The sequence below is a fragment of the Thiohalocapsa sp. ML1 genome (assembly GCF_001469165.1).
Classification (GTDB): Bacteria; Pseudomonadota; Gammaproteobacteria; order Chromatiales; family Chromatiaceae; genus Thiohalocapsa.
In genome coordinates this window covers 1-26,335 of record NZ_JABX01000003.1, presented here as the reverse complement: position 1 = coordinate 26,335, position 26,335 = coordinate 1, and the positions used below count along the sequence as shown (strand labels likewise).

General features: G+C 68.2%; 25 protein-coding genes. 20 read left to right on the top strand and 5 right to left on the bottom strand.

Annotation, left to right across the window (positions count from 1 at the left end):
* The first annotated feature begins 52 nt into the window (after nt 1-52).
* The 7 genes from murC to lpxC all read left to right on the top strand — a co-directional run bounded on the left by murC (nt 53) and on the right by lpxC (nt 7,864).
* Nucleotides 53-1,489, top strand: a complete 1,437-nt coding sequence (gene murC, locus ML01_RS02495; protein ID WP_058553827.1) for a UDP-N-acetylmuramate--L-alanine ligase — start codon at nt 53-55, stop codon at nt 1,487-1,489.
* 63 nt (nt 1,490-1,552) lie between these two features.
* The gene (gene murB / locus ML01_RS02490; RefSeq protein ID WP_058553826.1) at nt 1,553-2,449 is read left to right on the top strand and encodes a UDP-N-acetylmuramate dehydrogenase; all 897 of its coding nucleotides are present in this window, start codon (nt 1,553-1,555) and stop codon (nt 2,447-2,449) included.
* Nucleotides 2,446-3,381, top strand: a complete 936-nt coding sequence (locus tag ML01_RS02485; RefSeq protein ID WP_058553825.1) for a D-alanine--D-alanine ligase — start codon at nt 2,446-2,448, stop codon at nt 3,379-3,381. Before murB ends, ML01_RS02485 begins: the two co-directional genes overlap by 4 nt.
* The gene (locus tag ML01_RS02480; protein ID WP_058553824.1) at nt 3,378-4,199 is read left to right on the top strand and encodes a cell division protein FtsQ/DivIB; all 822 of its coding nucleotides are present in this window, start codon (nt 3,378-3,380) and stop codon (nt 4,197-4,199) included. Before ML01_RS02485 ends, ML01_RS02480 begins: the two co-directional genes overlap by 4 nt.
* Before the next feature lie 5 nt (nt 4,200-4,204).
* A complete protein-coding gene (ftsA, locus tag ML01_RS02475; protein ID WP_058553823.1) occupies nt 4,205-5,425 on the top strand; it encodes a cell division protein FtsA in 1,221 nt (406 codons plus the stop codon).
* A 127-nt stretch (nt 5,426-5,552) separates the two neighbouring features.
* The gene (gene ftsZ, locus ML01_RS02470) at nt 5,553-6,710 is read left to right on the top strand and encodes a cell division protein FtsZ (protein WP_058553822.1); all 1,158 of its coding nucleotides are present in this window, start codon (nt 5,553-5,555) and stop codon (nt 6,708-6,710) included.
* A 242-nt stretch (nt 6,711-6,952) separates the two neighbouring features.
* On the top strand, nt 6,953-7,864 hold the full coding sequence (lpxC, locus tag ML01_RS02465; protein WP_058553821.1) for a UDP-3-O-acyl-N-acetylglucosamine deacetylase: 912 nt from the start codon (nt 6,953-6,955) through the stop codon (nt 7,862-7,864).
* A gap of 37 nt (nt 7,865-7,901) precedes the next feature.
* Here the strand turns inward: lpxC and ML01_RS29490 are convergent, their stop codons facing one another.
* Nucleotides 7,902-8,351: a DciA family protein gene (locus ML01_RS29490; protein WP_162267949.1), complete on the bottom strand. Its 450-nt coding sequence runs from the start codon at nt 8,349-8,351 to the stop codon at nt 7,902-7,904.
* 196 nt (nt 8,352-8,547) lie between these two features.
* On the opposite strand from ML01_RS29490, the gene ML01_RS02455 reads away from it, so the two are divergent.
* The 5 genes from ML01_RS02455 to ML01_RS02435 all read left to right on the top strand — a co-directional run bounded on the left by ML01_RS02455 (nt 8,548) and on the right by ML01_RS02435 (nt 15,462).
* Nucleotides 8,548-9,390, top strand: a complete 843-nt coding sequence (locus ML01_RS02455; RefSeq protein WP_254045113.1) for a M23 family metallopeptidase — start codon at nt 8,548-8,550, stop codon at nt 9,388-9,390.
* Between the two features lie 454 nt (nt 9,391-9,844).
* Nucleotides 9,845-12,694: a preprotein translocase subunit SecA gene (gene secA, locus ML01_RS02450; protein WP_058553818.1), complete on the top strand. Its 2,850-nt coding sequence runs from the start codon at nt 9,845-9,847 to the stop codon at nt 12,692-12,694.
* Nucleotides 12,695-12,711: 17 nt separating this feature from the next.
* Entirely contained in the window at nt 12,712-13,908 is a 1,197-nt protein-coding gene (argJ, locus tag ML01_RS02445) for a bifunctional glutamate N-acetyltransferase/amino-acid acetyltransferase ArgJ (protein WP_156427521.1), read from the top strand.
* Nucleotides 13,877-14,890, top strand: coding sequence for a Nudix family hydrolase (locus tag ML01_RS02440; protein WP_058553817.1), 1,014 nt, complete (start codon nt 13,877-13,879; stop codon nt 14,888-14,890). Before argJ ends, ML01_RS02440 begins: the two co-directional genes overlap by 32 nt.
* Before the next feature lie 317 nt (nt 14,891-15,207).
* Complete coding sequence (locus tag ML01_RS02435) at nt 15,208-15,462, top strand: type I restriction-modification system subunit M (protein ID WP_058553816.1); 255 nt, start codon at nt 15,208-15,210, stop codon at nt 15,460-15,462.
* Between the two features lie 42 nt (nt 15,463-15,504).
* On the opposite strand, the gene ML01_RS02430 is transcribed toward ML01_RS02435, so the two are convergent.
* On the bottom strand, nt 15,505-15,747 hold the full coding sequence (locus ML01_RS02430) for a hypothetical protein (protein WP_058553815.1): 243 nt from the start codon (nt 15,745-15,747) through the stop codon (nt 15,505-15,507).
* On the bottom strand, nt 15,747-16,184 hold the full coding sequence (locus ML01_RS02425; RefSeq protein ID WP_058553814.1) for a putative toxin-antitoxin system toxin component, PIN family: 438 nt from the start codon (nt 16,182-16,184) through the stop codon (nt 15,747-15,749). The genes ML01_RS02430 and ML01_RS02425 overlap by 1 nt, the downstream gene beginning before the upstream one ends.
* A gap of 90 nt (nt 16,185-16,274) precedes the next feature.
* Here ML01_RS02425 and ML01_RS02420 point away from each other — a divergent pair, with 90 nt between their 5' ends.
* Nucleotides 16,275-16,463 carry a hypothetical protein gene (locus ML01_RS02420; protein ID WP_058553813.1) on the top strand — a complete coding sequence of 63 codons (189 nt, stop codon included), beginning with the start codon at nt 16,275-16,277 and terminating at the stop codon, nt 16,461-16,463.
* Between the two features lie 473 nt (nt 16,464-16,936).
* Entirely contained in the window at nt 16,937-17,179 is a 243-nt protein-coding gene (locus tag ML01_RS02415; RefSeq protein ID WP_156427520.1) for a hypothetical protein, read from the top strand.
* Between the two features lie 64 nt (nt 17,180-17,243).
* On the opposite strand, the gene ML01_RS02410 is transcribed toward ML01_RS02415, so the two are convergent.
* The gene (locus tag ML01_RS02410; RefSeq protein WP_058553811.1) at nt 17,244-18,029 is read right to left on the bottom strand and encodes an alpha/beta fold hydrolase; all 786 of its coding nucleotides are present in this window, start codon (nt 18,027-18,029) and stop codon (nt 17,244-17,246) included.
* Nucleotides 18,030-18,214: 185 nt separating this feature from the next.
* Between ML01_RS02410 and ML01_RS02405 the strand changes: the two genes are divergently transcribed.
* A complete protein-coding gene (locus ML01_RS02405; protein ID WP_058553810.1) occupies nt 18,215-19,066 on the top strand; it encodes a UDP-2,3-diacylglucosamine diphosphatase in 852 nt (283 codons plus the stop codon).
* Between the two features lie 205 nt (nt 19,067-19,271).
* On the opposite strand, the gene ampD is transcribed toward ML01_RS02405, so the two are convergent.
* Nucleotides 19,272-19,874 (bottom strand): 1,6-anhydro-N-acetylmuramyl-L-alanine amidase AmpD, encoded by a 603-nt coding sequence (gene ampD, locus ML01_RS02400; RefSeq protein ID WP_058553809.1) that lies wholly within the window; start codon nt 19,872-19,874, stop codon nt 19,272-19,274.
* Between the two features lie 246 nt (nt 19,875-20,120).
* Between ampD and ML01_RS02395 the strand changes: the two genes are divergently transcribed.
* The 5 genes from ML01_RS02395 (at nt 20,121) to ML01_RS02375 (ending at nt 26,333) form a co-directional block, all read left to right on the top strand.
* Complete coding sequence (locus ML01_RS02395; protein WP_162267948.1) at nt 20,121-22,376, top strand: DUF1631 family protein; 2,256 nt, start codon at nt 20,121-20,123, stop codon at nt 22,374-22,376.
* Between the two features lie 92 nt (nt 22,377-22,468).
* The gene (nadC, locus tag ML01_RS02390; RefSeq protein WP_082673882.1) at nt 22,469-23,356 is read left to right on the top strand and encodes a carboxylating nicotinate-nucleotide diphosphorylase; all 888 of its coding nucleotides are present in this window, start codon (nt 22,469-22,471) and stop codon (nt 23,354-23,356) included.
* 140 nt (nt 23,357-23,496) lie between these two features.
* Nucleotides 23,497-23,877, top strand: a complete 381-nt coding sequence (locus tag ML01_RS02385) for a sulfur globule family protein (RefSeq protein WP_058553807.1) — start codon at nt 23,497-23,499, stop codon at nt 23,875-23,877.
* 237 nt (nt 23,878-24,114) lie between these two features.
* A complete protein-coding gene (locus ML01_RS02380; RefSeq protein ID WP_058553806.1) occupies nt 24,115-24,372 on the top strand; it encodes a DUF2442 domain-containing protein in 258 nt (85 codons plus the stop codon).
* 413 nt (nt 24,373-24,785) lie between these two features.
* Nucleotides 24,786-26,333, top strand: coding sequence for a class I SAM-dependent DNA methyltransferase (locus ML01_RS02375; protein WP_254045112.1), 1,548 nt, complete (start codon nt 24,786-24,788; stop codon nt 26,331-26,333).
* Nucleotides 26,334-26,335 lie beyond the last annotated feature (2 nt).

The window sequence follows — 26,335 nt, the reverse complement described above, 5'->3', positions numbered from 1 at the left end:
AACGCGATGCCTTGTCCCCTCGGCCCTCGGCCCATCCCCTGCAGGCAGCAGCATGAACGCCCACAACACCCATTCCGCGAGCTACATGGGCCGCATGCGGCGGCTCCACTTCATTGGCATCGGCGGGGCCGGCATGAGCGGCATCGCCGAGCTGATGGCGAACCTGGGCTACGAGGTGCAGGGCTCGGACCGGCGCGCGAGCAAGGTCACCGAGCGGCTCGAAGGGCTCGGCATCCGGGTCTGCATCGGGCATAGCGGCGAGCATGTCGAAGACGTGGACGCGGTCGTAGTCTCCACGGCCATCGACCCGACCAATCCGGAGATCGTCGCCGCCCGCGCCGGGCGCATCCCGGTGGTGCGCCGCGCCGAGATGCTGGCCGAGCTGATGCGCTTCCACTACGGCGTCGCCGTGGCCGGCACCCACGGCAAGACCACGACGACGAGCCTGATCGCGAGCGTGTTGGCCGAGGGCGACCTGGACCCGACCTTTGTCATCGGCGGGCTGCTCAACAGCGCCGGCGCCAACGCGCGCTTAGGCAGCAGCAAGTACCTGGTCGCGGAGGCCGACGAGAGCGACGCGTCCTTCCTGTTTCTGCAGCCGATGCTGGCGGTGGTCACGAATATCGACGCCGACCACATGCACACCTACGGCAACGACTTCAACCGGCTGCGCAACACCTTCCTGGAGTTTCTGCATCACCTGCCCTTCTACGGCCTCGCGGTGCTGTGTGTGGATGACGACGAGGTCGCCTCCCTGGTGCCGCTGATGGGCCGCCCCGTGGTGACCTACGGCACCCGCGCCGACGCCGACGTGCGCGCCGACAACGTGCGCCAGCAGGGCACGCGCATGCTGTTCGATGCGCACCTGCCGGGCGGGGCGGTGCTGCCCATCGAGCTCAACCTCGCCGGGCGCCACAACATGCTAAACGCCCTTGCGGCCGTCGCCGTCGGGCTGGAGCTCGGCGTCGATGAGGACGCGATCCGCCGGGCGCTGGCGGGCTTCCAGGGCGTCGGTCGGCGCTTCGTCGTCAGCCACTGCCGCATGCGCGGCGACCGGGATATCACGCTCATCGACGACTACGGTCATCACCCCACCGAGCTTGCCGCCACCATGGCCGCGGCCCGGGGTAGCTGGCCGAAGCGCCGGCTCGTGCTGGTATTCCAGCCGCACCGCTATACGCGCACGCAGGAGCAGTTCGACGACTTCGTGCATGTCCTCTCCGAGCCGGACCAGTTGGTGCTGTGCGAGGTCTACGCCGCCGGTGAGCAGCCGATCGCGGGCGCCGACGGCCGCAGCCTGGCCCGCGCCATCCGCGCTCGCGGTGGCCTGGAGCCCTTGTTCGCGCTCAACCTCAGTGAGGTCGTGGACCTGCTCGACAACACGCTGGTGGACGGGGACGTGGTGTTGGTCTCCGGCGCCGGGGACATTGGCGGTCTCGCGGCGCGCCTGCCGCATCTGCTGTCGGACGGTGACGACGATGCGTTCTGACAGCGCCGCCCAACGCCGGCCCGAACCCGCGCGCCGAGCCGCCCGCCGGGGGCGCGTGGTCCGATGAACGGCCAAACCAAACCCGCGCCGCGCGGCGAGCTCCGCCGCGACGAGCCGCTCGCCCGGCACACCACCTGGCGCGTCGGCGGCCCGGCCGCGCGGCTGTATCGGCCCGCGGACCGGGCAGACCTGATCGCATTCCTGCGCACGCTGCCCGCGGACGAGCCCCTGCTCTGGATCGGGCTCGGCAGCAATCTGCTCATCGACGATGCCGGCTGGCCCGGCACCGTTGTCGAGACCCAGGGCTGCCTCGCGGGCATGGATCTGATGGCCCCCGGCCGCCTGCGCCTGGAGGCCGGCGTGGCCTGCGCCAAGGCCGCGCGCTTCGCCGCCCGGCAGGGCCTGGTGGGGCTCGAGTTCTTCGCCGGCATCCCCGGCACCGTCGGCGGCGCACTGGCCATGAACGCCGGCGCCTGGGGTGGGGAGACCTGGCCGCTGGTGGCGCTGGTGCGCACGCTGGATCGGGCCGGCGAGCTGCGCGAGCGCCCGCCCGCCGACTTCGAGGTCGGCTACCGGCACGTCGCGATCCCGCCCGGCGAGTGGTTCCTGGAGGCGGAGCTGGCGCTCCCGAGCGGCGACACGCAGGCGGCGCAGGCGCGCATTAGGCAACTGTTGGACCGGCGCGCCGCCACCCAGCCCACGGGCCTGCCGAGCTGCGGCTCGGTGTTCCGCAACCCGCCCGGCGACCACGCCGCGCGACTCATCGAGGCCTGCGGGCTCAAGGGCTTGCGCTGCGGCGGCGCCGAGGTGTCGCCGAAGCATGCGAATTTCATCATCAACTTGGGTGACGCCACGGCGCGGGACATCGCCCGCCTGATCGATCACGTACAGGCGGAGGTGGAGCGTCGCCACGGCGTCCGACTGATACCCGAGGTCCGTCGGGTGGGGGCTTTCCAATGACGACTCTCGATCCGGGGCAGTTCGGCAAGGTAGCGCTGTTGCTTGGCGGGGATGCCGCCGAGCGCGAGATCTCGCTGAAAAGCGGCGCGGCCGTCGGCGCGGCGCTGCGGCGCGCGGGCGTGGATGTCCACGACATCGACCCCGGCCCGGACGTCCTGGAGGTGCTGCGCGCCGGCGCATTCGATCGGGCCTTCATCATCCTGCACGGCCGCGGCGGCGAGGACGGGCAGATCCAGGGCGCGCTCGCGCGCATCGGCCTGCCCTACACCGGCTCCGGCGTGCTCGGCTCCGCCATCGGCATGGACAAGTACCGCACCAAGCTGCTGTGGGCCGGTGCCGGCATCCCGACGGCGGAGTTCGCGCTGCTGCACGCCGAGGCGGACCTGCCGGCGGCGGCGCAGCTCGGCTTCCCGCTCATGATCAAGCCCTCCCAGGAGGGCTCCAGCATCGGCATGGCGAAGGTCGAGGACGCGGCGGCGCTGGCCACCGCCTGGCGCGCCGCCGCCGAGTACGACCGCACCGTGCTCGCGGAGCGCTGGCTGCCGGGGGCGGAATTCACCTGCGCCATTCTCCAGGGCGAGGCGCTGCCGCTGATTCGCCTGGAGACGCCGAACAGCTTCTACGACTACGAGGCCAAGTACTTCGCCAACACGACCCGCTACCACTGCCCCTGCGGGCTGCCGGCGGCGCAGGAGGCGGAGCTTGCGGCGCTGTGCGTGCGCGCCTTCGACGCCGTCGGCGCCTCCGGCTGGGGCCGCGTGGACTTCATGCTCGACGCCGACGGCGCGCCGAAGCTGCTGGAGGTCAACACCGTGCCTGGCATGACCGACCACAGCCTGGTGCCGATGGCGGCAAAGGCCGCCGGCATCGACTTTGATGAGCTGTGCCTGCGCGTGCTCGCTACGAGCCTGGCCGGGGAGGCCCGCGCATGAGCTGGCAGCCGAGCACCGCCCAGGGTCCGGCGCCTACGCCGGCGCCGAAGCAGGCGCCGATACCGGCGCGCCCGAGCAGCCTCGCGCTCGTCGGCCGGCTGCTGACGGCGGTGGCCATTATCAGTGGGCTGATCGGCGGCGGCTTCATCGCGCTGGAGTGGGAGCCGCGGCTCCTGCCCGTGCGCGTCGTCACCGTGGACGGCGAGATGCATGGGCTGTCGCGGGAGTCACTGCAGCAGACCATCGCCGACGCCATCGACGGCGGCATCCTGACCCAGGACCTCGCGGCGCTGAAGCGGCAGGTGGAGGACCTGCCCTGGATCCACCGCGCGAGCGTGCGGCGGGTCTGGCCGGATCGGCTCGTGTTCACCGTCACCGAGCACGAGGCCATGGCGCAGTGGGGCGATAACGGACTCGTCACCGCCGAGGGCATCGTGTTCCGGCCGCGCGACGGCGTGCTGCCGGCCGGGCTCGTGCGCCTGGCCGGCGCCGACGACTTTGCGCCCGACGTGGTGGAGCGCTATCAGCGCTGGCACCCGAAGCTCTCCGAGCTGGGGCTCATCATCGACGCGGTGGTGCGCAATGCTCGCGGCGACTGGACCTTGACCCTGCTCGGCGGCACCGAGCTCTACCTCGGCACCGAAGACATCGAGACGCGCTTCGAGCGGCTGCTCGCGGCCTATCCGCAGGTGGAGGCCATCGGCATCCCCACCCGCATCGACCTGCGCTACAGCAACGGCTTCGCGGTGCGCTGGATCCCGAGGACAGACGCACGGCCCGAGCGCGTGGCCGCAACCCAATCACGGCAACGGAGCTGACTGGCATGGCCAGACGTAGTGAAAAGAACCTGTTGGTGGGGCTCGACATCGGCACCTCGAAGGTGGCCGCGCTGGTGGGCGAGCTGAAGGCCGACGACACCATCGAGATCATCGGCATCGGCACCCATCCGTCCCATGGGCTCAAGAAGGGCGTGGTGGTGGACATCGAGTCTACTGTCCAGTCCATCCAGCGCGCGGTGGAGGAGGCCGAGCTGATGGCCGGCTGCGAGATCCACTCCGTGCACGCCGTCATCGCCGGCAACCACGTGCGCAGCCTGAACAGCCACGGCATCACCGCCATCAAGGACCACGAGGTGGTGCAGGCGGACGTCGATCGGGTCATCGACGCGGCGCGCGCGGTGGCGATCCCGGCGGACCAGAAGATCCTGCACATCCTGCCCCAGGAATTCATCATCGACGACCAGGAGGGCATCCGCGAGCCCATCGGCATGTCCGGCGTGCGCCTGGAGGCGCGCGTGCACATGGTCACCGGCGCCGTCAGCGCCGCGCAGAACATCGTCAAGTGCATCCGCCGCTGCGGGCTCGAAGTGGATGATCTGGTGCTCGGCCAGCTCAGCTCCAGCTACGCCGTGCTCGGCGACGACGAAAAGGAGCTCGGCGTCTGCCTGGTGGACATCGGCGGCGGCACCACGGACATGGCCGTGTTCACCGACGGCGCCATCCGCCACACCGCCTGCATCCCCATCGCCGGCGACCAGGTCACCAACGACATCGCGGTGGCGCTGCGCACGCCGACCCAGCACGCGGAGCAGATCAAGATCCGCCATGCCTGCGCACTGAGCTCGAAGGGCGTGAACGAGGATATCGAGGTGCCGAGCATCGGCGAGCGCCCGGCCCGCCAGCTTTCGCGCCAGACCCTGGCCGAGGTGGTCGAGCCCCGCTACGAGGAGCTGCTGACCCTGCTCCAGAACGAGCTGCGCCGCAGCGGCTTCGAGGACCTCGTCGCCGGCGGCGTCGTGCTCACCGGCGGCAGCGCGAAGATGGACGGCTTGGTCGAGCTGGCCGAAGAGGTCTTCCACATGCCCGTGCGTATCGGCGTGCCGCAGTACGTCACCGGGCTCGACGACACCATGGCCGACCCGGTCTATGCCACCGGCGTGGGCCTGCTCATCTACGCGCAGCAACATCGCTTCGCCGCGGGCTCCGAGTACGCGGAGCGCCAGGGGCTTTGGGCGCGCATGCGCAGGTGGTTCGGCGGCGGCTGACGCCGCGCTCACGAATCGATCGCCGGGCGGGACCACCGCACGGCGAGGCAGAAATCGGGCATAGGCTCCCCGCGGCCCGAGGGGATGGCAGTCAGGCAGGCAACAGCGACACAAGAGGCAATGCATCATGTTTGAGCTTATGGATACCCAGACCCAAACCGCGGTCATCAAGGTCATCGGCGTCGGCGGCGGCGGCGGCAACGCGGTCAACCACATGGCGGCGGCCAACATCGAGGGCGTGGACTTCATCTGCGCCAACACCGACGCACAGGCGCTCGACAACGCCACCGTCAAGACCATCCTGCAGCTCGGTGCAGGCATCACCAAGGGTCTCGGCGCCGGCGCCGACCCGGACATCGGCCGCAAGGCCGCGGAAGAAGATCGCGACCGCATCAAGGACGCCCTGGAAGGCGCCGACATGGTGTTCATCACCGCCGGTATGGGCGGCGGCACCGGCACGGGCGCCGCGCCCGTCGTCGCCGAGGTGGCCCGCGAGCTGGGCATCCTGACCGTCGCTGTCGTCACCAAGCCCTTCCCCTTCGAGGGCGGCAAGCGCGGCAAGGTGGCCTGCGCCGGTATCGCCGAGCTTGCCAAGCACGTGGACTCGCTGATCACGATCCCGAACGAGAAGCTGCTGCAGGTGCTTGGCAAGGACATGACGCTGCTCAGCGCCTTCAGCGCTGCCAACGACGTGCTGCTGAACGCGACCCAGGGCATCGCCGAGCTGATCACCCGCCCGGGTCTGATCAACGTGGACTTCGCCGACGTCAAGACGGTGATGGCCGAGATGGGTGTTTCCATGATGGGCACCGGCGCCGCGCGCGGTGAGAATCGTGCCCGCGAGGCGGCCGAGGCGGCCATCAACAGCCCGCTGCTGGAGGACATCGACCTCGCTGGCGCCCGCGGCATCCTGGTCAACATCACGGCGGGGCTCAGCCTGTCCATCGGCGAGTTCGACGAGGTCGGCAACACCGTGCGCGATTTCGCGGACGACGACGCGACGGTCGTTGTGGGCACCGTCATCGATCCGGAGCTCGAAGACGAGCTGCGCGTCACCGTCGTCGCCACCGGGCTAGGCTCGCGCCACTCGGGCATGGCCAGCGAAGAGCCGAAGATGCGCCTGATCAACAACCGCGACAAGGACGGCATGACGCCGGACTACCGCGACATGGACCAGCCCGCGTACATTCGCAACAAGCGGGTCGCGGCGGGCGGCGGTGACCAGGGCGGGTCCGATCTGGACTACCTTGACATCCCGGCCTTCCTGCGCCGACAGGCGGATTGATGTGCGGAAAACTTGCGCTAGGGCAATCCCTAGCGCAATAACTCAAGCGCAAACAGACGCTTCGCTTGCAATCGCATTTGATGCTTGATAATAATTCGGGAAAACCCTAACCTATGCGTCAAGCACAGGTTGGGCGACGCTGCCGTTTGGCAGCGTCGGTACCCGGCGTCAAAACATCGCAATTTGCGTTCCGGTCCGGCCCGTAGCTGGCCAACACAACGCAGCGGCAAGGGGAAGCGACAGTGATCCGTCAGCGCACGCTCAAAAACGTGATCCGCGCCACCGGCGTTGGATTGCATACCGGTACCAAGGTCTACCTCACCTTGCGTCCGGCCGCACCCGACACGGGCATTGTTTTTCGGCGTGTCGATCTCGACCCGCCGGTGGACATTCCGGCCTGCCCGGCGCGGGTGGGCGATACGCGACTGTCCACCACGCTGGAGGCGAACGGCGCCCGCGTATCGACCGTGGAGCATCTGCTCTCGGCCTTCGCCGGCTTGGGCATCGACAACGCCTACGTCGACGTGAGCGCCGCCGAGGTGCCCATCATGGACGGCAGCGCCGGACCCTTCGTGTTCCTGCTGCAGTCGGCCGGCATTGAGGAGCAGTCGCGCCCGAAGCGCTTCATCCGCATCAAGCGGACCGTGACCGTCGAAGACGGTGACAAGTTCGCGCGTTTTGAGCCCTATGAGGGCTTCCGGGTTGGCTTCTCCATCGACTTCGAGCATCCAGCCTTCACCTCCCGCGCACAGTCCGCGGTGGTGGATTTCTCCCGCGCCTCCTTCGTCAAAGAGGTAAGCCGGGCGCGGACATTCGGCTTCCTGCGCGACATCGAAGCCCTGCGTGCGCAGAACCTCGCGCTTGGCGGCAGCCTCGACAACGCCGTCGTGGTGGACGACTTCCGCGTGCTGAACGACGACGGGCTCCGCTACGAGGATGAGTTCGTCAAGCACAAGATCCTTGATGCCATCGGCGATCTGTATCTCCTCGGCCGGCCACTGATCGGCGCCTTCGTCGGGCACAAGTCCGGCCACGCGCTGAACAACCGGTTGCTGCGGGCGCTCCTCGCCCAACAGGATGCGTGGGAGGAGGTCACCTTCGACGACCCGGCCAAGGCGCCCATCGGCTTTGGTCAACCGGTGCTCGCGGGCTGACCCGCGCTGCCACGGCCGCACCGGCACGGGCCATGAATCAGCTTCCACGCAAGGTATCGGCAAGCCGCCGCAGACTCTCTGCGAGCGGTGACGCGCCGAGGGCGTCGGCCGCCCTGGCCACGGCCGCCGCTGCCTCTGGACGCGCCGCGCCGGGCTGCGACGTGCTCGCCGCCTGGTCACTGCTTTGCGTCGGGTCCGGCAGTGCCCGCACCCGGCATTCCCGAACGGCTGCACCCTCCGCGGCGAGGGCAGCTAGGAGCTCTGGCGCCAGGAACCGCAGACGATCGACCCAAGCGGGCGAATCACAACACAACGTCAACCGGCCATCCTCGATGGTGGCCTGAGTGCAATGCCGGCCCACGGCGGCTGGCAGCAAGGAGCGCAGCCGCGCGAGCAGCGCCTCGCGCCGCGAGAGCTCCTCAAGCAACGCCGAAACGGCGTCGCTGCTGCAGAGGAATCGACGGACGTGTCGGGCATTGGGCTGCACGGAATGAGGCTCCTGATTGCGTGAGTACCGCGGTACGGTTCGCGCGCATGTCACGACGCTGAAACTTTGGGGGGCGGGGCCGATACGGAGGCCTCGCGATAACGAAGACAGACAAGAGCGTATCAACATGCGACATTCGATGACCTTACGCCCGCGAGCGCAAGCCGGGCATACATCGGTTCTCCTGCTCGCGGTCATGACCGCATCCCTTGCCGCGGGTGGCGTCGGCTTCTGGCTCGGCAAGCACCGCATCGGCGATGTCGAGGTCGCGGCAGTCAAGCCGCTGGCCCCCAGCCCGGGCGATGCCGTCGCTGGCGCCGATCCCACCATCGGCGAGCTCGATGCCCTGGGGGCCCGGGTCGGCATGCTGCAGGCCGAGATCATGCGCATCAACGCGCTGGGCCAGCGCCTAGTAGAAATGGCGGGGCTTGACCAGGACGAGTTCGATTTCGACAACCCGGCGCCCTCCGGCGGTCCGGACGGCGCGACGCTGCGACGCAGCAGCGTGGATAACGTTGGCCAAGATCTGGCTAAGGTGTTGTCGGAGCTTGACGATCGCAAGCGCAAGCTCGGCCTCCTCGAAACCCTGATCATGGAGCGCGACCTGAAGCGCCACACCACGCCGGAAGGCTGGCCGCTGCGCGTGGGCGGTGTCGTCACGTCGAAGTTCGGCTATCGCCGGCACCCGATCACCGGGCGCTACAGCATGCACAAAGGTATCGACATTGCAGCCCCGACGGGCACCGACATCGTGGCCATGGCCGACGGCGTCGTGATCTTCTCGGGGCGGAAGGGTGGCTACGGCAACATCGTCGAGCTGCGCCATCCGAACGGTCTGGAGACCCGCTACGCGCACAACTCGCGCAACCTCGTGCGGGAGGGCGACGTGGTGCGCAAGAGCCAGGTCATCGCCAAGCTCGGCTCCACCGGCCGTTCCACCGGGCCGCACATCCACTTCGAGGTCCGGCGCAATGGCGAGGCCGTGAACCCGATGCAGTACCTGGACCTGAGCCACAAGTCCCGCGTCGCGCGGCTCTAAGCAAAACGCCGAACGCGACAACGCCGCGCTCGCCTGCCAGGCGGGCGCGGCGTTGTCGCGTTCGGCGCCAAGGCGAAAGGACCGAGGGCCAAGTGCCCAAGGCCGACCTCCTCGGCCCTCGGCCTCGGCCCTTTGGTTCCGTTGCGGCAACGAGCGGGCGGCGCAAGACGAAGCTCCGTGCCCCGGTGGGTCTGAGGCTCTGCCTCGCTGGATTGCTTGGGGCGCCGAATGTTTGCAGATGAGTCAGGTTTCGAACGGGCGTCGGACTGGCCGGGTGCGTCGGGATCGGGATCGTTGCCGCTCGGCTCGATTTCGATAGCGATCTCGATAGCGATAAGCACGACGCGTCGGTCTGAGGGGAAGCCTCGCTAGGGGGCGGCGTCAGCGCGCCAGCCGTCGATCCGGTATCCTGTGCCGATTTCTGCTGCTTGCGGGGTCCCTGCGGGGGCGAATCATGGGTTTGAACGTTTTCAAGAAGGTCTTCGGCAGCCGCAATGAGCGGTTGGTGAAGCGGCTGCTCAAGACAGCCGAGTCCATCAACGCGCTCGAGGCCGAGATCGGCGCCTTGAGCGACACGGAGCTGCGCGGGCGCATGGAGCGCTTCCGCGAGCGGGCCGCCGAGGGTACGCCCCTCGACGATTTGCTCGCGGAGGTGTTCGCCGTCGTGCGTGAGGCCGGCAAGCGCGTGCTCGGCATGCGCCACTTCGATGTGCAGCTCGTCGGCGGCATGGTGCTGCACGACGGCAAGATCGCCGAGATGCGCACCGGCGAGGGCAAGACCCTGGTCGCGACGCTGGCCGCCTGCCTCAACGCGCTGCCCGGCAAGGGCGTGCACGTCGTGACCGTCAACGACTACCTGGCCCGCCGCGACGCGGCCTGGATGGGCCGGATTTACGACTTCCTGGGCCTGCGCGTCGGCGTCATCAACAGTTCCGGCGGCATGGGGCCGGACACGGCGTCGTTTATCTACGATGCGGCCTTTGACCCCGCCGCCGGGGAGCACGGCCACCGGCACCTGCGCCCGTGCACGCGGCGCGAGTCCTACGGCGCCGACATCACCTACGGCACGAACAACGAGTTCGGCTTCGATTACCTGCGCGACAACATGGCGTTCACGCCCGAGCAGCGGGTGCAGCGCGACCCCTTCTACGCCATCGTCGACGAGGTGGACTCGATCCTCATCGACGAGGCGCGCACGCCGCTGATCATCTCCGGCCCGTCCGAGGGCAGCACGGATCTGTACCTGCGCATCGACGCCATCATCCCGTCGCTGACCCGCCAGGAGCCCGTCACCAACGACGAGGGTCAGCCGGACTTTGGCCCCGGCGACTTCTCCGTGGATGAGAAGGCGCGCCAGGTCTATCTGAGCGAGGAGGGCCACGAGAAGGTCGAGGCCATGCTCACGGACATGGGCCTATTGAACGAGGGCGAGAGCCTCTACGACGCCGCGAACATCGTGCTGATGCACCACGTCTACGCGGCGCTGCGTGCCCATGCGCTGTTCCAGAAGAACGTGGACTACATCCTCCGCGACGGGCAGATCATCATCGTGGACGAGTTCACCGGCCGCACCATGCCCGGCCGGCGCTGGTCGGAGGGGCTGCACCAGGCCGTCGAGGCCAAGGAGGGTGCGCCGATCCAGCCCGAAAACCAGACCATGGCGTCGATCACCTTCCAGAACCTGTTCCGGCTCTACCCGAAGCTCGCGGGCATGACCGGCACGGCGGACACGGAGGCTTACGAGTTCCAGCAGATCTACGGCCTGGAGGTGGTGGTCATCCCAACCAACGTGCCGATGGTCCGCGACGACCGCGGCGACCTCGTGTATCTCACGCAGGAAGAGAAGTACCGCGCCATCATCGACGACATCAAGGACTGCGTCGAGCGCGGGCAGCCAGCGCTGGTCGGTACCGCCTCCATCGAGACCTCGGAGCTGGTGTCGCGGCTGCTCAAGGCCGAGACAATCGAGCACGAGGTCCTGAACGCGAAGCAGCACGAGCGCGAGGCCGGCATCGTCGCCCGTGCCGGCGAGCCCGGCGCCGTCACCATCGCCACCAACATGGCCGGTCGCGGCACCGACATCGTGCTCGGCGGCAACCTCGATGCAGAGCTAGAGCGCGCGGCCGACGACGCCGAGCGCGACCGCATCAAGGCGGACTGGAAGGCCCGCCACCAGCGCGTCATCGAGGCCGGCGGCCTGCACGTCATCGGCACCGAGCGGCACGAGTCGCGGCGCATCGACAACCAGTTGCGCGGTCGCTCCGGCCGCCAGGGCGACCCGGGCAGCTCGCGCTTCTACCTGTCGCTCAAAGACAACTTGATGCGCATCTTCGCCTCCGACCGGGTCGCGGGGATGATGCAGCGCCTGGGCATGCAGGAGGGCGAGGCCATCGAGCACCCCTGGGTGACCAAGGCCATTGAGAACGCCCAGCGCAAGGTCGAGGGACGCAACTTCGACATCCGCAAGCAGTTGCTGGAGTACGACGACGTCGCCAACGACCAGCGCAAGGTCATCTACGAGCAGCGCCGGGAGCTGATGGACGGCGAGGACATCGCCGAAACCGTCATCGCCATGCGCGCGGACGTACTCGACCGCATCATCGACGCTCACATCCCGCCGCATAGCCTGGAGGAGCAGTGGGAGATCCCCGGCCTCTCCCAGGCGCTCGCGGACTTCTTCGGCGGCGACTGGCCGATCCAGCGCTGGCTCGACGAGGACCACGATCTGCACGAGGAGACGCTACGCCGGCGCATCGCCGACACGCTGGCCGGGCACTACGTCGAGAAGGAGAAGCTCGTCGGCACGGACACCATGCGTCAGATCGAGAAGGCCGTCATGCTGCAGACGCTCGACAGCCAGTGGAAGGACCACCTCGCGCAGATGGACTACCTGCGCCAGGGCATTCACCTGCGCGGCTACGCGCAGAAGAACCCGAAGCAGGAGTACAAGCGCGAGGCCTTCGAGATGTTCACGGCCATGCTCGGCAACATCAAGGAGGAGGTCGTCAAGACTCTGTCGCGCATGCAGGTGCGCTCGCCCGAGGAGCTTGCCCCGGCGCCGCGCGCGGAGCGCGAGTTCCAGTTTAAGCACGAGACCTTCAGCGGCCTTGGCAGCGCGCCGGAGCCCGCCGAGATCGGCGCCGACGCCGGCGCACCGCTGCCGGCCCGCGGCGCGGACGGCCGCCAGCCGGCGGCGGCCCCGGAGCAGCCCTATGTGCGCGGCGACCGGAAGGTCGGGCGCAACGAGCCCTGCCCCTGCGGGTCCGGCAAGAAGTACAAGCAGTGCCACGGCAAGATGGCCTGACGCCAAAGGAGAAACTTGTGGACGGACTTCGCATCGCCGGCGTGCGCGTCGCCGCCGGCGCCGCCGGCATCCGCTATCAGGGCCGGGACGACTTGGTGCTGCTTGCGCTGCCGCCGACCGCCGAGACCGCGGCGGTGTTCACGACCAACGCCTTCTGCGCCGCGCCGGTGCAGCTCGCGCGCCGGCACCTGGCAGCGGGCCGGCCGCGCTATCTGCTGATCAATTCCGGCAACGCCAACGCCGGCACCGGCGCCCGCGGGCTCGCGGATGCCGAGGCCTGCTGCGTGGCGTTGGGGGCCGCCGGCGACTGCGCGCCGGAGGCCGTGCTGCCCTTCTCCACCGGCGTCATCGGCGAGTATCTGCCCGTGGAGCGCATCGCCGCCGCACTGCCGCGGTTGACCGCCGATCTGCGCGAGGACGGCTGGGAGGCTGCGGCCCGCGCCATCATGACCACCGACACCAAGCCCAAGACCGCGCTCGTGCGCTGCACGCTCAGCGGCGGGCGCACGGCGAGCGTCTTGGGCATGGCCAAGGGCGCGGGCATGATCCGCCCGGACATGGCGACCATGCTCGCCTTCCTCGCCACCGACGCCGCCGTGCCGCGCGACCTGCTCCTGCAACTGCTGCAGGAGGCCGTCGCCGACACCTTCAACGCCATCAGCATCGATGGCGACACGTCCACCAACGACGCCTGCGTGCTGTGCGCCGCCGGCACGCTGACCGGTGCGTCGGTCGGCGCGGGCTCCGACGACGCCGCGGCGCTCGCCGCCGCCCTGCATCAGGTCTGCGACGCGCTGGCCACGGCCATCGTCCAAGACGGCGAGGGCGCGACCAAGCTCGTCGGCATCGAGGTCGTCGAGTCCGCGGACGCCGCCGAGGCGCGCCGCGTCGCCGATACCATTGCGCATTCGCCGCTGGTGAAGACCGCGCTGTTCGCCTCCGACCCCAACTGGGGCCGCATCCTCGCCGCGGTCGGCCGGGCCGGCATCGCCGGGCTCGACATCGAGGGCGTGCGCATCTGGCTCGACGACTGCCTCATCGTCAGCGGCGGCGGCCGCGACCCGGCCTACACCGAGGCCGCCGGGCGGGCCGTGATGGCGCAGGAGGCCTTCCGCATCCGCGTCGCGCTCGGGCGCGGCGAGGCCGCGGCGCGCGTGCTCACCTGCGACTTGAGCTACGACTATGTCCGGATCAACGCCGAGTATCGGACCTGAGGTCGCTGCCGCAACCGGTCGTCGCCAGGTCCACGTCGCCGCCGGCGCGCTCACGGACGCCCAAGGCCGGGTGCTGGTCACGCGGCGACCGGACGGCGTCCACCAGGGCGGGCTTTGGGAGTTTCCGGGCGGCAAGCTGGAGCCGGGCGAGGATGTCGCCAGCGCGCTCGCGCGGGAGCTGCGCGAGGAGCTCGGCATCAAGGTCCGCGCCGCGCGACCGCTGATCCGCATCCACCACGACTACGGCGACCGCCACGTGCTGCTCGACGTGCACCTCGTCACCGCGTTCGACGGCACCCCCCGGGGCCTGGAAGGACAACCGCTCGACTGGCTGGCGCCGGAGGCCATGGACCCCGCGCGCTTCCCGGCCGCGGATCAGCCCATCATCGATGCCCTGCGGTTGCCGGAGCGCTATCTCATCACCGGCGCCGACCCGCGCGACGAGCAGGCCTTTCTGCACCGGCTGACCGCGGCGCTCGCCCGCGGCGCACGGCTGGTGCAACTGCGCGCGCACGACCTCGACGACGGCGCCTACACCCGGCTTGCCGACGCGGCCCAGGCGCTTTGCCGGCAGGCCGGCGCCAGGCTGGTGCTGAACCGCGATGCCGCCCTGGCCGAACGCCTCGGTGCCGACGGCCTGCATCTGCGCGCCGCCGCGCTCGCCCGGCTCCGTTCCCGCCCGCCGCTGCCGCTGGTGGGCGCCTCCTGCCATGACGCCGCCGATCTCGCCCATGCCGCCGCGCTTGGGCTCGACTACGCCGTGCTCGGGCCGGTGCTGCCCACCGCGACGCACCCCGACGCGCAAACCCTCGGCTGGGAGGGCTTCGCCGCGCTCGCGGATACCGCCGCGCTGCCCGTCTACGCCTTGGGCGGCATGCGGCCCGAGCACTTGGCCATAAGCTTCGCCCGCGGCGCCCAGGGCATCGCCGCCATCCGCGGACTCGGCTGGGGTGGACAGGCCCCGGCAGAACGCGGCGCCTAGTGCTTTGCTGCGGAGAACGCATGGACCGCGCCCAACACAAGTGACGGTTTAGACATCACCGGTACGCAATCGAAATCAAAACCGAAATCGCCATCGGGATCGACGCGACATGACACCGGGCTACGAGAAGCGCGACGCCTGCCGTCTTTTTCGATCAGGTGATCAGAGCATCTATCGCGATTAGAGGCGCGAGCTCGATTTCGATTTCGATGACGACGGCAAGAAGCCCTACCCTAGGCGAGACCGCAGACTGTACCACTTGTTTTTGAAGCGTTCCCAACCGACTCGTCAGCTTCATCTGGGGCTTCGCCGATCCGATGCGCAGCGCCGCGGGCCAGGCCTTTTACAACGCGTCGCCCTTCCGGCTGCGCGATCTTCAGCGCCGGGCAGCCCGCAGCGGCTACGACAGGACTTCGAGGCCTATCTCGCCGGCTGTTGACGGGCGGGTGCGCCTTTCCGCCCTCGACAGCCACGGCATGAGCACGGTGTTCAAGGAGCTTCTGCGCCGCTTCAACAAGGAGAACAACGAGGAGGCCGTGGAGCACTTCACTGATGGAGCGCCACCTGCATGATGCGGCGTCGCTTGTATGCCGTGCCCGCACGGTCGCCGAACATTACTCGGGCAGATCGTCGCCGGTGTCGGGAGGGCGATCCGGGCTCGCCTGGAGCCAGGCGTCGAAATCCGCGAGATCCCCGCGCGCCTGGCGCTCGCGGAAATAGGCCTCGGTCTTGAGCGCCGCGACCTTCTCCGCGATGGCGGTGACGAAGAACTGATTCATCGACACGTTCTCCTCTTCCGCCACCTTGCGCGCATAGGCAAACAGGGATTCGGGTACCCGCAATGCATAATTGGCCATCAGGATGCCTCGCTTTCGAGTCGGCGCAGCAGCGCGCCCGGTGTCGCCACGTCCAGCCGGAATTGCGCCGCGGCGGCAAAGTCGCCGATATTCAAGGTGACCAAGTGGTCCGCTCGGCCGTTCAAGGCCGTTTCCAATACCATGTCGTCTGCCGGATCGCGGGCGCGCGGTCGCCAGAGGTAGAACAGGTGCACCGGCTCACACCGCAGGCACAGGGCGTCGAAAAAGGCGTCCGTCATGGCCTCGGTGCGACCGCCGGCGGCCAAGTGCTCCGGCCGCTTCAGCACCGCCTCGTACTCCAGCAATAGCGGCACCGATGCCAGCGCCGTGAAGCGCCCGGCGCGCAACAGCCGCAGCAGCGCGAAAGACGCACCGCGACGGCTCCGGGAGGCAGCCACCAGGACGTTCGTATCCAACACCACCCGCAAGAGTCTCATATCGCATAGCATATGATCCTTCAAGCTGCTGTCAAGCCTCGGCGCGCACCCCTTGCCCTGCGATGCCCGCAACCCACCTGCCGACCTGTAATGGCAGGGGTCGGCGCCGTTGCCGCGACCTGCCAGGGCACAGCCCGGCGTGACGTCGCTCGCGACGGCCTCGTCGCCCGCAGCCTGATCGAGCGTTCCGGGACCACGCGCGGCGGCCACCAGGTCGCGGCCGGAAAAAGGCTGAACAATTGCCCAGCCGGCTCGGGCGACGACAACGCCGAGGCGTGATGAAGGGCTCGGGAATGGCTCAAGCGGATCATGTTCTTCAAACGAAACCGGCCGGGAGTCATCGCCTTCAATGAACTTGCGGCTCTTTCGCTATCCGAGCGCCAAGCCATCTGGGGGGGATTGGCTCGGCAACATCCCCGAGCATTGGTAGCTGGCGCCAGGATTCTAAGCTGGCGCGAGCGGCGCGGGGGATAGGGTGGGATAGGGGTAAGAAGCGGCTTGGGCAAGAACATCGCCTGGACCGCGCACCGATTTTTGGAGCTGAACATGGACAGCTATCCCGCCGAGATGCGGTCATCGCTGGAAATCACGCTGCAGGACGCCGACGGAGAGCTTGAGCCCTACAACGAGTCGGGCGGCGGGGGGGCGGCCGGAGGCGGAGCTGGCGCCGTTGAGCGAGATCCTGCGGACCTGCAACGAACGCTTGGGGCAATATCGAATGGAAGGATTCGGACCGCATTGAGCGCTTGCTGGTGGAGGAGCTGCCGGACAAGCTCTCGGCCAATGCCGCCTATCAGAATGCGATGCGGGGTGGTAACGCCGACAAGGCGCGCATCGAGCTGGATGCTGCCCTGAAGCAGGCGATTGTCGACATGCTGTCCGACCATGCCGACCTGTTCAAGGCGTATACGGATGATCAGGCTTTCAGGAGCTGGCTTTCGGAGGCGATGTTCAACGCGACCTATCGTCCCGGCGACCAACGGCGGTCGAGCTGAAACGACAGAGACAACGAGCGGGCGCCGCGCCCACAGGGCGTGGTCCGGCGCTGCCGCTTTCGGCTCAGCCGACCCGCAGCAGCGGGGTCAAGGCGCGGATAAAGGCCTCCGGCTGATCCGTCTGCACCCAATGCCCCGCGTTCGGCACCGCGCGGAGGCGGGCCAGCGGGAACAGGCTGCGGATCGCCGGCAGCTCCGCCTGGCCGACATAGGCCGACGCCGTGCCGTAGAGGAACCAGGCCGGGCCCGGAAAGGCGCGTCCGCCGGCGTCCGGAAAGTCCCGCAGCACCGGCAACGCGGCGGCGATGGCGTCGAGGTTGCAGCGCCAGCGCCAGCCATTCGCCGTGCGGCGCAGGTTCTGCAGCAGGAAGCCTCGCACCCGGGCGTCGGGGATCGCATCGCGCAGTTGCCGATCGGCGTCTTCGCGCCGCTCGATAGCGGCGAGCGGCAGCGCCGCCAGTGCCGTCACCAGGGCCTCGAAGCCCGGCGGGTAGCGCACCGGTGCGATGTCCACGACGCCGAGGGCTGCGACCCGTGCCGGTTCCCCGAGGGCGAGCGTCATCGCGACCTTCCCGCCCAGGCTGTGGCCGACCACCAGCGCGCGGCCGATGCCCCGGGCGCTGAGCAGCGCGCCGACATCGGCGGCCAGGCTCGCATAATCCATGCCCGGCGCGTGGGGCGATGCGCCGTGATTGCGCAGATCCGGCACCAGCACCGTCCGCTCCGCTGCCAGTGTGCGTGCGATGGCCTGCCAGTTGCCGCTGGCGCCGAACAGGCCGTGCAGCAGCACCAGCGGCAGCCGATCCGAGTCGCCGCCGAAGCGTTGTGTGTGCAGGGGCAATGACGTCATCGTCTCGGCTCGAAATGGACACTATCCGGACGCGAATTCGTCAGCAAGCCGTCATCAATCCGTCAGCATTCCGCAATAACCCGGCCTTGATCGGGTTTGTTCACCGGATCTTCATAACACTTCAACGCCACTGCAACAATCGCGCGCCACCATAGGCCGAATTTTTATCCGGCGGTGACAGAAACATGGGCGCAGCATTCGGTCATGGCGTAAGGTTCGGCAGCGGCAATGTCGAGCGTCTTCATCCACTCAAGTATCGCAGCATCTGGATCTCGGATGTCCATCTCGGCTTCCGCGGTTGCCAGGCGGACTTCCTGCTCGACTTTCTGCAAGCCACCGAATGCAAGCAGCTCTATCTGGTCGGCGACATCATCGATGTCTGGGCCATGAAGAACGGCGTGTTCTGGCCGCAGTCGCACAACAACGTGGTCCGCGCCATCCTGGACAAAGCGCGCGGTGGCACGGAGGTCATCTACGTGCCCGGCAACCATGACGAGATCCTGCGCGCTCACATCGGCAGCGATTTCGGCAACGTGGCGGTGCGCGACGAGATCGTCCACACCACTGCCGATGGCCGCCGCTTCCTGATCCTGCACGGCGACAAGTTCGACCACGTCGTGCAGCACAGGCGCTGGCTGGCCGTGCTCGGCGCACATCTCTATGACATGCTGCTGTCGTTCAATCATCGGCTCAACTGGGTGCGCAAGCGCCTTGGTCTCGGCTATTGGTCCCTGGCTGCTTACCTGAAGCATCGGGTCAAGGATGCCGTGAACTATATTGGCGATTTCGAGCAGACGGTCGCCGACGAGGCGAAGGCGCGCGGCGTGGATGGCATGATCTGCGGCCATATCCACCATGCCGAGATCCGCGACATCGATGGCGTCACCTACTGCAACTGCGGTGACTGGGTGGAGAGCTGCACCGCCCTGGTGGAGCACCACGACGGCACCATGGAGCTGATGCGCTGGACCGAGGAGCAAGAGGTGCTCACCGTCGAGTGGCCGCTGCCGGCGGCGGCGATGGCCAGCGCGAGCTGACGCCCGCGCGCCGCGGCGCCGCTCAGTCGCCGGCGCCGGAGCATCTAGGTTGCTTGGGCGACGGGGCGTCGGAACGGCCAACTGCGTCGAAATCGAAATCGGTATCGAAATCGGTATCGGTCGCCACTCGGCTCGATCTCGATGTCGATAGCGATGCGCGCTGAGAGTTTATGAATCTCAGCTCATTCAAGGTCTCCCCGGCCGTTCAGGCGCGCGGCTCGCCCGCAGGCTCAAGCCCGGCCAACAACCCCCGATAGCGTTCCCAATCGAACGCCGGGCCTGGGTCCGTCTTCCGCCCCGGCGCCACATCGCTGTGGCCGACGACGCGCTCCGCGGTAATCGCCGGATATCGGGCCATGATTGCCCGGGTCAGCTCCGCGAGCTTCGCGTACTGGGCGGCGGTGAAGGGCGTGTCGTCGGCGCCCTCTAGCTCGATGCCGATGGAATAGTCGTTGCACTCCTCGCGCCCCTGCCAGCAGGAGCGCCCCGCGTGCCAGGCGCGCTTGCCGAGCGCGACGAACTGCACCGCCTCGCCATCGCGCCGAATGAATAGGTGCGCGGATACCGGGTTGCCCGCCACCGTGGCGAAATACGCATGCGCGCCGGGGTCCAAGCGGTTCATGAACAGATCCTCGACCCAGGGCCCGCCGAACTCCCCCGGCGGCAGCGAGATGTTGTGGATCACCAGAAGATCGATCACGGCATCGTCGGGGCGCTCGCCGAAGTTCGGTGACGCCACCGCGTGCACGCCCTCAAGCCAGCCGTCTCCGGCTGTCGGCGCCCCGGTGTTGCCGATTGTCGCGCTCATCGCCGCCCTTCGTCTCCGCTCGAGTTCACCGGGTCGCTGCGACCGCTCCGCCCGCCGATTCGCTGCAGTGCGCCGCCGCCATCGCTTGGGCCACGTCGCCAAGACCCGCACATCCCTTAGCGCGACCCTCGGCCCGGAAGACGGATCGTGACTGTTTAGGACAATTTCCTGGTCCTGAAAGGTACTAGACTACAGGGTAAGCGCCAGGATGGGGTCGGACCACCCATCATGCACAGTCTAGGAAACATGCGACTTGATCCCCCCTCATCCTCCGACAAGGCACGCACCGCGCCGGCCGTGTCGGCCTTGCAGCGGATGCTCGGCCAATGCACCGAGTTGCTCCAACGCGAGCTGCCGCCGTTGGTGGACGCGGCGCTGCAACGGGTCGATGACGCGCTGTATGACTTCGCCGACAAGTCTGAGAGTGATCGCAGCTACGCGATCTATTTCGAGGCGCAGCGGCGGCTGCGCCACGAGCGGGCCAACCTCAAGCGACGCTTCCTGCGCAATCTGACCGAAACCGTTGCGCTGTTCCAGGACGGCGCGCATGCGCTTGATCTGGCGCCGGAGCACAGCTTCGACTCGGAGGATCTTGAGCTCTTGGGCGACAGGGACCTCGAGGAATCCTTGGTCCTCACCAACATGATCTCCAAGGCGGAGACGCGCTACCTGCGCTCGCTGCGCGACCTCGCGCGCCACTTCGCCAGCCTGATCGGGCGGCCGTCCTTGCGCCAGCGCGACCTGCCGGTGGGACCTACGGCCATCGCCAACGCCTTTGCCGCGGCCTTGCGGGCGGTTGACGATCTCGATCTGTCGACCATCCTCGTCGTATTCAAGATCTTCGATCAGCAAGTCATGGATCGGCTCGACGGCTTCTACAACACATGCATCGGCTTCGCCGTTGCGCAGGGGCTGATGCCGCCGACCCGCAAGCACGAGATCATCAAGACCGACGAGTGGCCGCGGGCAACCGCGTCAGCGGTTGCCGGCAATGCCGCCGGGGCTGCCGCGCATCAGCCGGCCGCTGGGGCGGGACGCAGCGGACAGGCAGCGTCGGCAGGACAGTTCGGTGTTGGCGCCGCACGTGACAGCGGCGGTGAGCGCGGCGTCGGCGCCGTTGCCCACGACCCCTTGCATTCCCATACCGAGAGCCAGGCAAGCGTGTTCGACGCGCTGCGTGAAATGCTCGCCGGTGCGCGGCAGACCGGGCCCGACGGCGGCGCCCTCGCGACGCTGTCCACGGTTGACCTGATCGACGTCCTGTCCCGCGTGCAGCCCGAGGCCGCTAGCCGCGCCGACGACGCCGCGCTGACCCCGAGTGCGCTGCGGGCCGCCGTCGGCGCGCGGCTGCGCGCCAGCATGGACCCGAACGCGCCGCAGCGGCTCGCGCCGACGGACGAGGACACCATGGACCTGGTGTTTCTGCTGTTCGAGCAGATCCTTGCCGGGGGCGACATGCCGGACCCCATCAAGGTGCTGGTCAGTCGGCTGCAAATCCCTTACGTGAAGGTCGCGCTGATGGACAGCGGCTTTTTCGATGCTGCCGAGCATCCGGCCCGGCGCCTGCTCAACCGCATCGGCACGGCGAGTATCGGCTGGAACGAAAGCGATCGGGACCAAGACGGTGGGCTCTACGCATTGATCGAGCACCTGGTGGAACGGGTGGTTACCGAGCTGCATAGCGACCCGGCGCTGTTCGACAGGCTCGACCGCGAGCTCGCGGCCCACGCCACCGGCGCGGAGCAGCAGCTCGCGGCGGCGGAGCAGCGGATCGTCCGACAGGCGGCCGCGCGCAACCTTCGGCAGTCGGCGCGCCGGCGGGCCCGGGCGTTGCTGCGCGCCCGGGAGGATGAGATCGCCGCGCTGCCGCCCGTGGTGGGCACCATTCTCGAACAGGGCTGGCTTGAGGCCATGCTGCAGGCGCATGCCGCGGGCGGGGAGCAGGACCGCCAGTGGCGCCTCGGTGAGCGCGTCTTGGCGGACCTGCTCTGGAGCGTGTCACCGAAGACCGATGCGGCCGAGCGCCGCGAGCTGCTGCGCCGCATCCCGGAGCTCCTGCGGGACCTACGCAACTGTCTTGGTACCGCGATTGCCGATCAGCAGTTGCTGGCGCGCTGGTTCAAGGAGCTGCAAACGGTGCACATCGCTGCCCTTCGCGGTCAGGCAGACGCCGGGCCGAGCCCTGGCGCGCGCTCGGCCATAACCGGCGCGACGCCAACCACGCTTGCGGATGGCGGCGACGCGGACGCCCTGCCGGTCGGCTGCTGGCTTGGCCTGATGCGTGACGACGGCAGCCTGCATCGCTTCAAGCTCGCCTGGCGCGGTGACGCCGGGGACCCACTATTGTTCGTGGATCGGCTCGGGCAGAAGGGCTTCGAGCTGCCCAAGCCGGAGCTGGAGGCCCTGCTGGCGCAGGACCTCGCCGTCGTGATCGGCACCGGTGACCAGCCGGTCGTGGATCGCGCCATTGCGGCCGTGCGGCAGTCCTTGCGAGTCCACTGATCGCGCTCGTCGGCGCCCGGGCCGGCGCCGCTTGCGCCGCGCACGGCCGCGCCTAATCTCTCGCCAAACCCGACTTCCCTGGAGGGGGCACCATGTCCACAACGCCCATCGCGGCGAGCCACGCTGCGTCGCTCAGCGAGAGCCTGCCTGCGGGCGAGCACATCCGCGCCCACGTGCAGCAGAGCCTGGACGAGGACGTCGGCGCCGGCGACCTCACCGCGTCGCTGTTGCCAGACACGCAGTGGGCCGAGGCAGAGGTCATCACCCGCGAGGCCGCCGTCCTCTGCGGCCAGGCCTGGTTCGAGCTGGCCTTTGCGCTCGTCGATGCGCGCGCGGCGGTCACCTGGCTCGCCGGCGATGGCGATCACCTCAGCCCCGGCGCCAACATCTGCACCATTCGCGGCCCGCTGCGCGCCTTGCTGACCGCCGAGCGGACGGCGCTGAACTATCTGCAGACCCTGTCCGGCACCGCCACGCGGGCGCGCGACTACGCCGAGGCCGTCGCCGGCTTGCCGGTGCGCATCCTGGATACGCGCAAGACCATCCCGGGCCTGCGGCGCGAGCAGAAATACGCCGTGCGCTGCGGCGGCTGCCACAACCATCGCATGGGGCTCCATGACGCCGTGCTGATCAAGGAGAACCACATCACGGCGGCGGGCTCCATCGCCGCGGCCGTGGCAGCCGCGCGCCGGCAGGTGCCGCCGGGCATTCCCGTGGAGGTCGAGGTGGAGAGCCTGGGCGAGCTCGAACAAGCCCTGCAAGCCGGCGTCGAGCGGGTGCTGCTCGACAACTTCGACTTGTCCCACTTGCGCCAGGCGGTGGAGCACACCGGCGGACGCGCGCGGCTGGAGGCGTCCGGCGGCGTCACGCTGGATCGGCTCCGGCTGATCGCGGAGACGGGCGTAGACGACATCTCCGTTGGGGATCTGACCAAGAGCGTGCGCAGCATCGACTTGTCGATGCGCCTGCGGCTGTCATAGCCAGCGCCGATCGAAAAAGGCATAGCGATCGGTAATCAGACTTTCATAAATTAGTAAGTGCTAATATTATGCACCTCGCTGACGCGCCACACGAAACGGTGCGCAGCGCTTGCTAACCCAGAGATCCTTGGAGAATACAGATGAAAAAGCTTGCTACCGCCGCCGCAATCGCCGCCCTGCTTGGTGTTTCCGCTTCTGCCAGCGCTTGGTGGGGCCCGGGCTACGGTGGTCCCGGCTATGGCAACGGCTGGGGCAACGGCGTCGGCGACATGATGAGCGACATGATGGGCGACGGCTACGGCGACTTCAACATGAGCATGTCGGGTGGCGGTCGCGGCTACGGCCGTGGGTATGGCCGCGGCGACGGTCGTGGCTACGGCTACGGCAACCCGTACTACGGTGGCTACGGCGCCCCGTACTACGGTGGCGGCTACCCGGGCTACGCCCCGTACGCAGCCCCTTATGGCGCTCCGGCCATGCCCGCCGCGCCGGCTGCCCCGGCCCAGCCCGAAGCGAAGTAATCCGCTCTGCGCGGGTCCCGGCCGCCATGCGGCCGGGTAGAACGCCGACCCCGGCATGCCGGGGTCGGCGTTTTTTATGCGCCATCGGCTGCTCGGCACCCTGCCCCGTGCCCCTGAACGCGTGGGTCTTGGAATGGCTCGCCATCCACCGCACCGAGCTGGTGGACAACCGGATCCCCGCCCAACAGCGCAAGCCGCTGCAACCCATCGAGCCCATCGATTGACCCGGAGCCCACCATGATCCTGCACACCATTGATGTTGCCCCGCTCCCCGGTCATCGCCTCGGCCTGCGCTTCAACAACTGCGAGTCCGGCATCGTGGACCTATCCGACGAGCTGGACGGCGAGATGTTCGAGCCGCTGAAAGACCCGGACCTGTTCGCCACCGCGCACCACCACCCCGTCATGCGCACCGTCGCCTGGAGCACCGGCGCCGACCTCGCGCCCGAGTTCTTGCTCGGCTTGCTGCATCGGCAGCGCGAGCGGGCGGCTTGAGCGCGAGGTTCGGGGAGCGATTTGCTCGACTACATCAGAATCCTGCTGCATAAAGTAAACTGCGCCGTATTTCATCGACTTGGCGCCGAAACTCCTGCGGGACCTGCTGCATCGGCAGCGCGACCGGGCAGCTTCAGTTTGAAGTTCGAGGACGATTCACTCGTCTGCGTCAGAATGCTGGTGGATTAAGTAAAGTGTCCCCGGAATTCTCCCGGAATTCTCCCGGAATTCTCCCGGAATTCTCCCGGAGCGGCGCCAGCGCGCGGCAGCCGCGTCGCTGCGCGAACCGACGCGCTAGTTGGAGCCAGCGCATACTTGCAGTAACTTCGCCGGTTGACTCCGGGCGGCATCTCAGCCGCGGTCGCCGCGGTCGCCGCAGCCGGCATTCCCCAAGAACGACCAAAAGGACGCCCGTGGCCAAGCTCACCCTGTCCCGCCTAGAAGGCCTGCTCTTCTCCGCCTGCGATGATCTGCGCGGCAGCATGGATGCCAGCGAGTACAAGGAGTACATCTTCGGCATGCTGTTCCTCAAGCGCGCCAGCGATCTCTTCGACCAGCGCCAAGCGGAGCTGCGTCGCACCCTCACCGCCCAGGGCATGACCGAGGCGGACATCGAGGTCGAGCTGAACGACCCGGACAACTACTCCGGCAAGTACTTCTTCGTGCCGGAGCGCGCCCGCTGGAACCGGGGCTGGACGGAGACCATCGTTGCCAATGGCCAACCGCTGAAGTTCAACCGCCCGGCCCTCAAGCACGTCAAGGAGAACGTCGGTACGGCGCTGAACAAGGCCCTGGAGGCCATCGAGGACAAGAACCCCGATGCGCTGGAGGACGTGCTCAAGCACATCAACTTCAACCGCAAGATCGGCCAGCGCACCCTCGACGACGACACCCTGGCCGACTTCATCCAGAACTTCGACAAGATCCCGCTCAAGGACGGGGACTTCGAGTTTCCGGACCTCCTCGGCGCCGCCTACGAGGCGCTCATCAAGTGGTTCGCGGACTCCGCCGGCAAGAAGGCCGGCGAGTTCTACACCCCCGCCGAGGTGGTGCGCATCTGCGTCGAAATCTGCGATCCCGGCGAGGGCATGGCCGTCTACGACCCCACCGTCGGCTCCGGCGGCATGTTGATCCAGACCCGCGACTACCTGCGCGAGAAGGGCGGCAGCGCCGACGAGCTGGCCCTGTACGGCCAGGAGTCCAAGGGCAACGTCTGGTCCATCTGCAAGATGAACATGCTGCTGCACGGCATCCCCCACGCAGACATCCGCCAGGAAGACACCATTCGCGAGCCGCAGCACCTCGACGAGACGGGCGAGCTCAAGCGCTTCGACCGCGTGCTGGCCAATCCGCCCTTCAGCCAGAACTACATCAAGCGCGACCTCAAATTTCCCGGCCGCTTCCCGGTGATGATGCCGGAGAAGGGCAAGAAGGCGGATTTGATGTTCGTCCAGCACATGCTGGCCGTCACCAAGCATGACGGGCGCCTCGCCAGCATCATGCCCCACGGCGTGCTGTTCCGCGGCGGCGAGGAGCGCGAGGCGCGCAAGTACTTCATCGAGCAGGGCGTGCTGGAGGCCGTCATCGGCCTGCCGAGCAACCTCTTCTACGGCACCGGCATCCCCGCCTGCATCCTGGTGCTGAACAAGGCCGGCGCCGCCGGGCGCGAGCACGTGCTGTTCATCAACGCCGACCGCGAATACCGCGAGGGCAAGAACCAGAACCACCTGCGCCCGGAGGACATCGACAAGATCGTCCACGCCTACCGCCACGGGCAGGACATCCCGGCCTATGCCCGCCGCGTGCCGCGCCAGGAGATCATCGACGAGGGCTACAACTGCAACATCCGCCGCTACGTGGACAACGCCCCGCCGCCGGAGCCCCAGGACGTGCGCGCCCACCTGCACGGCGGTGTGCCCATGGTCGAGGTGGACAGCCTCACGCACTACTGGAGCAACTAGTG

Excerpts from the sequence above, each read along its gene's own strand:
- murC (WP_058553827.1), top strand. The coding sequence starts at position 53 with ATGAACGCCCACAACACCCATTCCGCGAGCTACATGGGCCGCATGCGG.
- murB (WP_058553826.1), top strand. The coding sequence starts at position 1,553 with ATGAACGGCCAAACCAAACCCGCGCCGCGCGGCGAGCTCCGCCGCGAC.
- ML01_RS02485 (WP_058553825.1), top strand. The coding sequence starts at position 2,446 with ATGACGACTCTCGATCCGGGGCAGTTCGGCAAGGTAGCGCTGTTGCTT.
- ML01_RS02480 (WP_058553824.1), top strand. The coding sequence starts at position 3,378 with ATGAGCTGGCAGCCGAGCACCGCCCAGGGTCCGGCGCCTACGCCGGCG.
- ftsA (WP_058553823.1), top strand. The coding sequence starts at position 4,205 with ATGGCCAGACGTAGTGAAAAGAACCTGTTGGTGGGGCTCGACATCGGC.
- ftsZ (WP_058553822.1), top strand. The coding sequence starts at position 5,553 with ATGTTTGAGCTTATGGATACCCAGACCCAAACCGCGGTCATCAAGGTC.
- ML01_RS02455 (WP_254045113.1), top strand. The coding sequence starts at position 8,548 with ATGACCGCATCCCTTGCCGCGGGTGGCGTCGGCTTCTGGCTCGGCAAG.
- secA (WP_058553818.1), top strand. The coding sequence starts at position 9,845 with ATGGGTTTGAACGTTTTCAAGAAGGTCTTCGGCAGCCGCAATGAGCGG.
- ML01_RS02440 (WP_058553817.1), top strand. The coding sequence starts at position 13,877 with ATGTCCGGATCAACGCCGAGTATCGGACCTGAGGTCGCTGCCGCAACC.
- ML01_RS02435 (WP_058553816.1), top strand. The coding sequence starts at position 15,208 with ATGCGCAGCGCCGCGGGCCAGGCCTTTTACAACGCGTCGCCCTTCCGG.
- ML01_RS02430 (WP_058553815.1), bottom strand. The coding sequence starts at position 15,747 with ATGGCCAATTATGCATTGCGGGTACCCGAATCCCTGTTTGCCTATGCG.
- ML01_RS02425 (WP_058553814.1), bottom strand. The coding sequence starts at position 16,184 with ATGAGACTCTTGCGGGTGGTGTTGGATACGAACGTCCTGGTGGCTGCC.
- ML01_RS02420 (WP_058553813.1), top strand. The coding sequence starts at position 16,275 with ATGGCAGGGGTCGGCGCCGTTGCCGCGACCTGCCAGGGCACAGCCCGG.
- ML01_RS02410 (WP_058553811.1), bottom strand. The coding sequence starts at position 18,029 with ATGACGTCATTGCCCCTGCACACACAACGCTTCGGCGGCGACTCGGAT.
- ML01_RS02405 (WP_058553810.1), top strand. The coding sequence starts at position 18,215 with ATGGGCGCAGCATTCGGTCATGGCGTAAGGTTCGGCAGCGGCAATGTC.
- ampD (WP_058553809.1), bottom strand. The coding sequence starts at position 19,874 with ATGAGCGCGACAATCGGCAACACCGGGGCGCCGACAGCCGGAGACGGC.
- ML01_RS02395 (WP_162267948.1), top strand. The coding sequence starts at position 20,121 with ATGCGACTTGATCCCCCCTCATCCTCCGACAAGGCACGCACCGCGCCG.
- nadC (WP_082673882.1), top strand. The coding sequence starts at position 22,469 with ATGTCCACAACGCCCATCGCGGCGAGCCACGCTGCGTCGCTCAGCGAG.
- ML01_RS02385 (WP_058553807.1), top strand. The coding sequence starts at position 23,497 with ATGAAAAAGCTTGCTACCGCCGCCGCAATCGCCGCCCTGCTTGGTGTT.
- ML01_RS02380 (WP_058553806.1), top strand. The coding sequence starts at position 24,115 with ATGATCCTGCACACCATTGATGTTGCCCCGCTCCCCGGTCATCGCCTC.